Genomic DNA, 9,634 nt, shown 5'->3' with positions numbered 1-9,634 from the left:
CCCTGCCGCCCCCGCCGGAGCCTGCCCCCGAGCCCGATGCCACTCCGCCTGCCAGGCACCCGACGGGAGAACCCGAGCGCACCGGCGGCTGGTACGGCGATCTGGCCGCGCAAGATCCCCTGCGAAATTCACCTTTTGATGACCGCACGATTCCTTCTCCAGCTGATGCCACTCCACCTGCGGCACGGCGGTCAACCCCGGGAGAAGAATTACCTCACATTCCACCGTTCTATGAGACAGATGCCTCTATCCTGCCGCACCGGGTAGAAGAAACTGATCCCGATTCCACACGGGTGACGCCCTCTGCCTATCAATACACCAGCGGGCCGGGCACACAGGCCACCCGTCCATCGTCTGTCCCTCCACGCCGCCGCATGGGCGCGCAACCCCCTGCGCCAGTTCCTCCGTTTTACCCACCGGCTTCTTATGCTCCGCCGTCAGCTACCCCTCCGAAGGGGCGCGCCGGAGCAGGCAGTTCGGGGTGGCGGCGGAGCCTGGGTTGTCTGCTCCGCCTGGTGCTCATTGGATTGATTCTGCTGATCCTGGTCTTCGGGGCGGCGGCCACCTTCCTGGTATTTCAGTATTTTTCCATTGCCCGCACCCTGCCCGATGTATCAACACTGCGTGAGCGCGCCTCACACTTCGAGACGACGCGCATCCTCGACCGCAACGGCAATGTCCTTTACGAAATCCTCGATCCCAATGCCGGGCGCCGTACCTATGTTCCCCTGCAGAAAATTTCTCCCTATGTGATCGCTGCCACCATCGCCACCGAGGACAAGGAATTTTACAACCATCCTGGTTTCGATCCGCTGGCGATTGCGCGTGCCCTCTGGCAGAATTACACCAGCGGCGAGGTGGTCTCGGGGGCTTCAACCATTACCCAACAGCTTGCCCGAATGTTGCTTCTGGAGCCTGAAGAAGCCGCCGAACGTACCTACCAGCGTAAGGCGCGCGAGATTGTCCTGGCGGCCGAGCTTACCCGGCGCTACAGCAAGGATGAAATCCTTGAGCTGTTCCTCAATGAGAACAACTACGGCAATCTGGCGTATGGTATCGAGGCTGCCGCGGAGACGTACTTCAACACCACCGCTGATCAACTTAACCTGGCCCAGGCCTCGTTCCTGGCGGGCATCCCCCAGGCGCCCTCGGTGTACAACATCTACACCAACCGCGAAGAGACCCTGCGCCGCCACAAGCAGGTGCTGGTGTTGATGTATCAGCTCAGCCGGGAAAAAAACTGCATTGAGGTTTCCAACAATGTGCAGCCGGTGTGTGTGGATGCCGCCGCGGCCACGCGCGCCGCGCAGGAGATCGAGGCGTATTCTTTCCGACCACCCGTGGTGACTTACCGGTATCCACACTGGGTGAATTACATCCGGTCACTGCTTGAGGAGCGCTACGACGCCCAGACCATTTACCGCTCGGGTTTTACGGTGTATACCACGCTCGACCCCGGCCTTCAGGATCAGGCGCAGCAGATCGTCAGTCAGCAGGTGGCCTCATTGAGCAACCTGAACGTGCAGAACGGCGCACTGGTGGCCATCCGCCCGGCAACGGGGGAAATTCTGGCCATGGTTGGCTCGGCAGATTTTGACAATGCGGCGATTTCCGGGCAGATCAACATGGCCGATGTGCCGCGCCAGCCGGGTTCTTCGATCAAGCCGATTACCTATGTGGCGGCATTCGAGAAAGGCTGGACGCCTTCTACCTTGATCTGGGATGTGCCCAGCGAATTTCCGCCCTCGGGGAACCCCAGCGATAACCGCCCACCCTACAAGCCGGTCAATTATGATGGTCGATTCCACGGGCCGGTCACGGTGCGCACGGCGCTGGCCAATTCTTATAACGTTCCGGCGGTGAAGGCCCTGCAATTCGTGGGTATTTACGATGGCCTCATCCCTGTGGCCCGCCGGCTGGGGATTACCACCCTTACGCGCGATGATTACGGGCTTTCGCTCACCCTGGGTGGGGGCGAGGTGACCCTCCTTGAGATGACTTCCGCTTTTGCCACCTTTGCCAACAACGGGCGGCGGGTGCCGCCGGTGGCGATTACGAAGATTGTGGATTACGCGGGCAATGTGGTCTACGAATACAGGCAGCCTCCCGGCGAGCAGGTGATTCGCCCGGAACACGCCTACCTGATCACCTCGATTCTCTCCGACAACCAGGCACGTACCCCCATGTTTGGAGCCAATTCGGTGCTGGCCCTGCCCTTCCCGGCGGCGGCCAAGACCGGCACCACCAACGATTTTCGCGATAACTGGACGCTCGGGTACACTCCCGATGTGGCCGTGGGCGTATGGGTGGGGAATGCAGATTACACCCCCATGGAAGGGGTCTCTGGCCTCACCGGTGCGGCTCCGATCTGGTCGCAATTCATGCAATTTGCCGAGCAAAGCTTAACCGGCGGGAACCCCACCCCCTTCATTCGTCCGGCGAATATTGTGGAGCGGGTGGTTTGTGCTATTTCGGGCACCGAGCCATCGGAATGGTGCCCTGCTCAGCGTACGGAGGTTTTTGCCGCCGATCAGCTCCCCCCTTCCAAAGAAGAAGACCTCTGGAAGAAGGTCAATATTGATACGTGGACCGGCCTGCGGGCTTCGCCGCAATGTTCCGGGTTCACCAGTGATCAATTTGCTCTCAATGTGAGCGATCCCTGGGCGAAGAAGTGGATTCTGGAAACCGATCAGGGGCGGGAGTGGGCGCGCAGTGTGGGCTTCAATGACACCATTTTCTTTGTGCCCGAGCGCGAATGCCGGGCTGAAGATCCGCGGCCTAATATTTACTTTGCCGGTCTGACGGAAGACCAGGCGATTCTCACCAGCCCGTTTGACATTTACGCGGTGGTCGATGCCAGCGCTGAATTCCGTCGTTTCCGGCTGGAATGGGGGCCGGGGAATGACCCGGGTGAGTGGAAGGCTCTCATCGAAGATGCCACCAACCCGGTGAAACAACCAGACCGGATTTACTCGTGGAACCTGGATGATGTGCCGCGCGGGAACATCACCCTGCGGATTTACATGGAAAGCACCAGCGGGCGGTATGCCGAAAAACGCATTCACCTCAAGATTCAGGCGCCTACGCCCACCCCGACGCCTACCGTCACTCCTTCGGCTACCCCGCCGCCGACTCTGACGCCCACACCCACACTCACCCCGCTCCCTTCTGAGACGCCTGTTCCTCCCACGCCGTCGCCAACCAGCGGTGGATAAGATTCTTTTGAGCGCTATACTTGTATGCTTTTTCTACAAGGGGTGATATGCGTTTAGGCCCAACTGTGGCTCTATTGGGTGGCAGTGGCTGAGTTTTAAGCCGATCTTCTGAGATTTGGGGCAGGGCTGTCTTTGGATGTGGTAAAGACAGCCCTGCCCTTTATTCGTTAAAATTCCTGCGGGTAACTCAGCGGGCGAGGTTCCCAGATGATCTGCCGTACTGAAATATCTCGCACGCAGATCATGCTCTGGTAGGCCTCAAATCCGATGCGGTTGTGAATGGAAGAGTCGATGGGGTGGGGGTCGAGCAGTTCCAGACGCAGGACGCCATCCACGAAGAGAAAGCAGTGCCCGTCCACACTGCCCGCCTGGATGTGATAATCGTGTTCAGGCTCGAACCAGGGGCAGGGCGCGGCTGCAATCAACCGGTATTCGGGGGATTTTTCGATGCCCACTTTGCCTTCCCACCAGCCCTGCACTCCCGCCACGTAGGCCGGGCCGCGCTGGTTTTTTTCGGTGTCCCAGCTCATGTTCCACATCACGTCAATATCGTGGGTGGAGGGCAAAAGCACGCGCGCGGTGCATTCCACCAGCACATTGCCCGGAAATCCCTGACGGGTAAAGATGACCCCCGGCGCCGGATGGGGGTTCATCCCCCAGAAAGCGCCATCGTGAACTTCCCAGTGTGCATTGTGAACCTCCCAGCCTTCGAGAAAACTCTCTGGCGTGAGAGGGCGGTCGTAAAGCACCGGGGAGGCATCGACCAGAATTCGTTTTTGCAGGATGAGCAGGTCGGGCATGAAGGTTCTCCTTTTTTAGAGCAGGCGCATTTGTTCGGCTTCTTCAAAGAAGGGCGGGTCGGCATCGAGCAGGTTCTCCCACACTTCGGGGGTTAAATCGGGGCGTTCAGCCAGGTGGCGCAGGTGACGGAACTTCAGCAGGTGCCAGCCTTTGAGCAGATTGGCCAGGCGCGGGTCGCGGCGCAGTTTGAAGCTGAGGAGCCTTGCCCGTCCGCCGGGGAAGACCATCACGCACTGACGCACCGGCCCTGGAGGGTTGCCGAGAACGAACCGGCTCACCAGGCTGGAGGCCATCGGGTAGAAGAAATACACCTGTCCGAAGGTGGCCGGAGTCCACACCAGGGGGAGTTCACCCGAGGCGGTGAAGCCCATGCGGCTGCCCAGCTCAAGGAGCAGGTGCCGCACCTCTTCCAGGTCAGCGCGGCGGCGCGCGGGAGCTTCCTGCGGGAGGAGCTGCCAGTGGCCGGGGCTTCCGGGGAGCTCACTGGCGTAAGATTCCAGAACGGCGGTGATTAAATCGGCGGGCGGGGTAAGCAGGCCGGGGAACAACCGGCAGAGGTGTTCTTCCAGGGCCCGGCGGGATATTCCGGGCTCACGTTGCAGAGAGCGAATCACCTCTCGCTCCACTCGATCGGCCAGAGGTTCTTCCAGGTCAGCCGGGGGATCGGTGAGCCACCACAGACTGCGCTCTTCTTCCTGAGATGACCCCTCAAAGCGGAAAATGAAGGTGCGGCTGGCAAAAACCCGCCCGGCCAGTGCCTGAATGCGCGTGACCAGCTCTCCAGCAGTGAGGTTAGTGGGCACTTCTCCGCGTTGCAGCAGGTTGCATAACCCTCCCGCATATACCGGCAGATAGGGGGCGGGCTCGGCGCGCCCTGCCAGGGTTTCGCGCATGCCCTCAGAAAAGGCGGTTTCCTGGGATGGTTCTCCGGTAGAAGAGCGGTGCGGGATTTGCCCGGTATACCAGAGAGCCTGGGCCATCTCTTCATCTTCACGCAATGCCAGCCCCTGCAGGTTCCAGCCAGAAGTTTCGGCGGCAGTGAAGATGGACGCCAGGAAGCCCGCCGTGGCTTCGGGAATCAGCCCGATGAGGGGCGTGCCTGACGGTAAGGCTTTGGCCAGGGCAATGAATGGGCTGACCATGGCATTGGCGTACCAGGCCCAGTCAAAGCGCTTGCGTTCTAACAGGGCGCGCAACGGAAGAGCGGCTTCGCGCCCCCATAACCAGCCTGACCACATGGCCGAGAGAGTCCAGAAGGCCTGATTGGGGCGGGGGAAGGTCGTCAGGATAACGAGCGGGTTGATCTGTTCCGGCAGGGGAATAAGCCCACGGGCGCGCCCTGTAAACAGGCTGATACCGCCGGGCGGGGGGAGTTCAGGCCAGTGGACGAGAGGCACAGCCCCGGGTTGCGCACTCCAGACGGCGATGGCTTCTTCCATGGCCAGCCAGAGGTTGTTCTCGCGGAACTGGGCAGGCATCCCCAGCTGCCGCGGACGTGTGCGCCCGACGCCGTGTGGCCAGAGGGCGCTGGCCGCGTCACAGGCGCTGATCAGCAGTGCCTGCAACCAGCGGCGCGTCTCTGGCGAGAGGGCAAGGCCTTCCTGTCGGTTAATCAGGGTCGAGAGCACGTAGAGGGGGCGATCCAGATAGGCCGAGAGGGCCTCTCTCACTCCGTCGTAATGTTCGTCTTCAGGGTCTGCCACCCGCGAAAGTGCCCGTGCTCGATGCAGGTTGATGTTCCCGATGCGCTTCAGGCGTTCCAGGTCGTCCTCGGCGAGGGGGCGTTCGGCCTGTTCCTGACAGTGTTCACAGCGGTACAACCGTGCATAAGGGGTCGGTTCGCCACGCCGCCAGAGGAAGGCCTGTGCCTGGGTTACCCCGCCACAGGTGGCGCAGGTGGTCTGATAAAGGGCACGCAGGTGAAGCTCCAGCCGCTCTTCTCCACGGCGGGCTGCACCCAGTGCGGCCAGCGCAGCGAGAAAGTCTTCCTTGCGCGGTGCTGAGGCAAGGGTTTCAAGAAGGAAGGAGAGCACCGGGTTATTCGATGCGACCACCACCCGGTAACCTGCCCGTGCGGCTTCTAACGCCAGGGCCGGGGTGGCGTTGAGGGGGTCGATTACCCATCCAGGAGGCTCGTGAAATTCGCGCAGCCAGCTTGCGACGCTCCCCTCAGGCAGGGGAGGCAAAAAGCGCCCCAGGGGTAGAGGCAACGTGTTGGCCTCTCCCGGATGAAACACCACCGAACTCCGGGCATTCATACGCATAGTATAAACAAATCTACCCTGTCTGATGCAGGGAAATACGCCATAACCGGGGGGAGGTCATGCAACTTTTTAGCGCCTGTTGCATCTAAAGATCAGATTCTCAACAGCATTATTTTACCGGTCGGAGGAATAGCGTTATGACGGAAACGAGCAAACCACAACCACGTGTCATTGTCTTTACTACTCCCACCTGCACCTACTGCAACGCCACCAAGCGTTACCTGCGGGAGAAGGGGGTTCGTTTCAAAGAGGTAGATGTGAGCCGCGATCCTGCTGCTGCCCGGGATATGGTGCGCCGCTCCGGGCAGATGGGAGTGCCGGTGCTGGATATTGGTGGAAAAATTGTAGTGGGCTTTGACCGCCCGAAAATTGATCGGTTTCTGGGTTTGTAAAATACATTGATCTGATTGGAGGAAGTTATGAGTGACGTATCGATTGAACCGCTGGGTGCCCGGGTACTGGTTCGACCTCTGGAGCAGGGTGAAAAAACTGCTTCCGGGCTGTACCTGCCTGAAACTGCCAAGGAAAAGCCTCAGACCGGGGTTGTGGTGGCCATCGGGGATGATGAGGCCATTAAACTGAAGGTGAATGATAAGGTGCTCTTTGCCAAGTACACCGGCACCGAGTTCAAGGTTGACGGGGTAGAGTATCTGTTAATGGATTGCAACGATATTCTTGCCCGTTTGAAGAATTGAGCTCCGATTTACATGGTGTTGCCCCGCACATGCGCTCGGTGTGCGGGGCATTTTGCTTTATTTTGTAGAATTTTCTGGACGATTCCTTCTTTTTTATGGTAGAATTCAGCGGCTTGCTATCTGGCAGGCGAAATCTATCAAGCACGCGGCCCGACATTCTCTGCGTGCCTCGCCGACGGGGTGAGGAGAATGAGTGAAGGCTGCGGAAGAAAAAACGCAAGGAGTGAATCGAATGGCTACTGTAATCTCCATGAAGGCACTTCTGGAGAGCGGCGTCCACTTTGGGCACCGCACCAACAAGTGGAACCCCAGGATGCGCCCGTACATCTTCACCGAGCGCAATGGCATCCACATCATTGATCTTCAGCAGACGGTTAAAGCTCTCAATACGGCCTACAATCTGGTGCGCGATACCGTGGCGCAGGGCGGCACGGTGCTCTTTGTGGGCACCAAGCGCCAGGCCCAGGAAACGGTAAAGGAAGAGGCCATCCGCTGTGGAATGCCCTACGTCACCGAGCGCTGGATGGGCGGCTTGCTCACGAACTGGGTGACGATGTTCCAGCGTATCCTTGAGCTCGACCGCATGGAAAAAATGCGCGATTCAGGGGAGATCAACCGCCTGACCAAAAAAGAAGGGTTGTTGATCCAGCGTGAGATTGACCGCCTTCATATTCGCCTGGGGGGCATCCGCAATATGAAAAAGCTCCCCGATCTGCTCTTCGTGGTGGATGTTTCACGGGAAGAAACCGCGGTGCGCGAGGCTAACAAGCTGAATATCCCTGTGGTGGCGCTGGTGGATACAAACTGTGACCCGAGCGGGGTGGATTACGTCATTCCCTCGAACGATGATGCCATCCGCGCTATCAAATTGCTGGTGGGTAAGATTGCTGATGCCGTCCTCGAAGGGCGCGCTTATCGCAAGGAAGAGGCTGAACAGGGCGATGCGGCCTTACTGGAAGGCGAAGCTGCGTCTGTAGTGCGCCGCACCAGCCTGCTGGAAGAAGAGGAAGATGACAGCACTTTGCTGGGTTCTTCGACGCTTGCCAAGTTAAGCCCGCGTGTCAGCCCGGATATGGTGGAAGAGCTCGAAGAAGAGGTGGATGAAGAGTAAGCCGCACAGCGGCGAACTCGACAACCGTGCCGCAGGAATGGATTTTTCAGGGTAGACAGGATTGAGAAAATGGCAATTACAACCGAGATGATTAAACAGTTACGCGAAGCGACCGGTGCGGGTATTCTGGATTGCCGCAAGGCGCTCGAGCAGGCCGGTGGAGACTACGAAAAAGCAGTAGATTACCTGCGCGAGAAGGGCCTGGCGCAGGCCGCCAAGCGCGCCGATCGCACGGCGTCGGAAGGTGTGATCGAGGTGTATTCCCACGGGAATGGCCGTGTGGCCGTGGTGGTGGAGGTCAACTGCGAGAGCGATTTCGTTGCCCGCGAAGCTTCTTTCCGGCATTTTGCCCATGAACTGGCGTTGCAAATTGCCGCGGCCTCTCCTCAGTACATTAAAGAGGAGGATATCCCCGCCGAGGTGCTGGAGCGCGAGTCGAATATTGCAGCTGCCCGTGCCCGTGAAGAGGGAAAACCCGAGGCCGTTATCCCGCGCATTGTGGAAGGTTATTTGAATAAATTCAAGGACGAGGCTGTGCTCATGCGCCAGAAGTACATCCGCGATGAGGCTCGCACCATTCAGGACCTCTACAATGAGCTGGTTGTGGCGTTGAAAGAAAACATCATCATCCGGCGGTTCGTCCGCTGGGAGCTTGGAGAAGCATCCAGTTAATGGTTTCGAAAGGCCAACCGTAAGGGTTGGCCTTTTTTTCAATCACGCCAAAGGAGATGAAATGGATGGATTGAAATACCACCGGATTTTGCTCAAGCTGAGCGGAGAAGCCCTGGCTGGTGAAGAAGGGTTTGGCATCAACCCTCAGAACGCCCTCGACATCGCTCGCCGGGTGCGCGATGTGCGTGAGATGGGGGTAGATGTGGCTATCGTCATCGGCGCAGGCAATCTGTGGCGCGGGCGGGTGGGGCAAAACAGCGGTATGGACCCGGCGACCGCCGATTATATGGGGATGCTGGCCACCGTGATGAACGCCCTGGCGCTCATGGATGCGCTTGAGAAACTGGGTGTGGTGACGCGGGTGCAATCGGCGATTGAAATGCATTCGGTGGCCGAGCCGTATATTCGCAGGCGCGCCATCCGCCATCTCGAAAAGGGCCGGGTGGTGATCCTGGGGGGTGGAACGGGAAACCCTTACTTTACCACCGATACGGCGGCGGCTTTGCGCGCTACCGAGCTATGTTGTGATGTGCTCATCAAGGCCACCAAGGTGGATGGCGTGTACGATAGTGACCCCAAGACCAACCCGAACGCCCGGCGTTTTGAAACCATCACCTACATGGATGCGATCAATCAACGCGTGCAGGTGATGGACAGCACGGCGCTCACCCTGTGTATGGATAACAAACTTCCGATCCTGGTGTTGAACCTCTGGGATGAAACCGCACTCTCTCGCGCTCTCAAAGGGGAGCCGGTGGGGACACTGGTGGCTGAGTGAGGCCAGGGCGGGTGTGATCGTTCCAGTATTGGTAAAACAATGGTGAAGGAACAGGAATGAGGGCTGCCCCCTGGCGAATTACCAGGGTTACGCCATCA

General features: G+C 59.0%; 8 protein-coding genes. 6 read left to right on the top strand and 2 right to left on the bottom strand.

Going from position 1 to position 9,634, the window contains the following annotated elements:
* Nucleotides 1–3,215, top strand: a 3,215-nt coding sequence (locus ATHL_RS14005) for a transglycosylase domain-containing protein (protein ID WP_062195127.1), incomplete at its 5' end; no start/stop codon positions are given.
* Nucleotides 3,216–3,382: 167 nt separating this feature from the next.
* On the opposite strand, the gene ATHL_RS14000 is transcribed toward ATHL_RS14005, so the two are convergent.
* Together ATHL_RS14000 and ATHL_RS13995 are read right to left on the bottom strand one after the other, a co-directional pair.
* Nucleotides 3,383–4,015 carry a hypothetical protein gene (locus ATHL_RS14000; protein ID WP_062195125.1) on the bottom strand — a complete coding sequence of 211 codons (633 nt, stop codon included), beginning with the start codon at nucleotides 4,013–4,015 and terminating at the stop codon, nucleotides 3,383–3,385.
* Between the two features lie 15 nt (nucleotides 4,016–4,030).
* Nucleotides 4,031–6,274: a hypothetical protein gene (locus ATHL_RS13995; protein WP_162787721.1), complete on the bottom strand. Its 2,244-nt coding sequence runs from the start codon at nucleotides 6,272–6,274 to the stop codon at nucleotides 4,031–4,033.
* 143 nt (nucleotides 6,275–6,417) lie between these two features.
* Between ATHL_RS13995 and ATHL_RS13990 the strand changes: the two genes are divergently transcribed.
* The 5 genes from ATHL_RS13990 to pyrH all read left to right on the top strand — a co-directional run bounded on the left by ATHL_RS13990 (nucleotide 6,418) and on the right by pyrH (nucleotide 9,536).
* Nucleotides 6,418–6,672: a glutaredoxin family protein gene (locus tag ATHL_RS13990; protein ID WP_062195122.1), complete on the top strand. Its 255-nt coding sequence runs from the start codon at nucleotides 6,418–6,420 to the stop codon at nucleotides 6,670–6,672.
* A 27-nt stretch (nucleotides 6,673–6,699) separates the two neighbouring features.
* Nucleotides 6,700–6,975 (top strand): co-chaperone GroES, encoded by a 276-nt coding sequence (locus tag ATHL_RS13985; protein WP_062195120.1) that lies wholly within the window; start codon nucleotides 6,700–6,702, stop codon nucleotides 6,973–6,975.
* A 232-nt stretch (nucleotides 6,976–7,207) separates the two neighbouring features.
* Nucleotides 7,208–8,086: a 30S ribosomal protein S2 gene (gene rpsB / locus ATHL_RS13980; protein WP_062195129.1), complete on the top strand. Its 879-nt coding sequence runs from the start codon at nucleotides 7,208–7,210 to the stop codon at nucleotides 8,084–8,086.
* Nucleotides 8,087–8,155: 69 nt separating this feature from the next.
* Nucleotides 8,156–8,758 (top strand): translation elongation factor Ts, encoded by a 603-nt coding sequence (gene tsf / locus ATHL_RS13975; protein WP_062195119.1) that lies wholly within the window; start codon nucleotides 8,156–8,158, stop codon nucleotides 8,756–8,758.
* 61 nt (nucleotides 8,759–8,819) lie between these two features.
* A complete protein-coding gene (gene pyrH / locus ATHL_RS13970; RefSeq protein ID WP_062195115.1) occupies nucleotides 8,820–9,536 on the top strand; it encodes a UMP kinase in 717 nt (238 codons plus the stop codon).
* Nucleotides 9,537–9,634: the final 98 nt, after the last annotated feature.

The sequence above is a fragment of the Anaerolinea thermolimosa genome, from assembly GCF_001050195.2.
In the GTDB taxonomy this organism is placed as follows: Bacteria; Chloroflexota; Anaerolineae; order Anaerolineales; family Anaerolineaceae; genus Anaerolinea; species Anaerolinea thermolimosa.
Note: the sequence above shows the minus strand (reverse complement) of the source record. Positions and strands in the feature narration are given on the sequence as shown.

Bases quoted from the DNA above. Each gene is read 5' to 3' on its own strand.
- pyrH (WP_062195115.1), top strand. From the start codon at position 8,820: ATGGATGGATTGAAATACCACCGGATTTTGCTCAAGCTGAGCGGAGAA.
- ATHL_RS13985 (WP_062195120.1), top strand. From the start codon at position 6,700: ATGAGTGACGTATCGATTGAACCGCTGGGTGCCCGGGTACTGGTTCGA.
- ATHL_RS13990 (WP_062195122.1), top strand. From the start codon at position 6,418: ATGACGGAAACGAGCAAACCACAACCACGTGTCATTGTCTTTACTACT.
- rpsB (WP_062195129.1), top strand. From the start codon at position 7,208: ATGGCTACTGTAATCTCCATGAAGGCACTTCTGGAGAGCGGCGTCCAC.
- tsf (WP_062195119.1), top strand. From the start codon at position 8,156: ATGGCAATTACAACCGAGATGATTAAACAGTTACGCGAAGCGACCGGT.
- ATHL_RS13995 (WP_162787721.1), bottom strand. From the start codon at position 6,274: ATGAATGCCCGGAGTTCGGTGGTGTTTCATCCGGGAGAGGCCAACACG.
- ATHL_RS14000 (WP_062195125.1), bottom strand. From the start codon at position 4,015: ATGCCCGACCTGCTCATCCTGCAAAAACGAATTCTGGTCGATGCCTCC.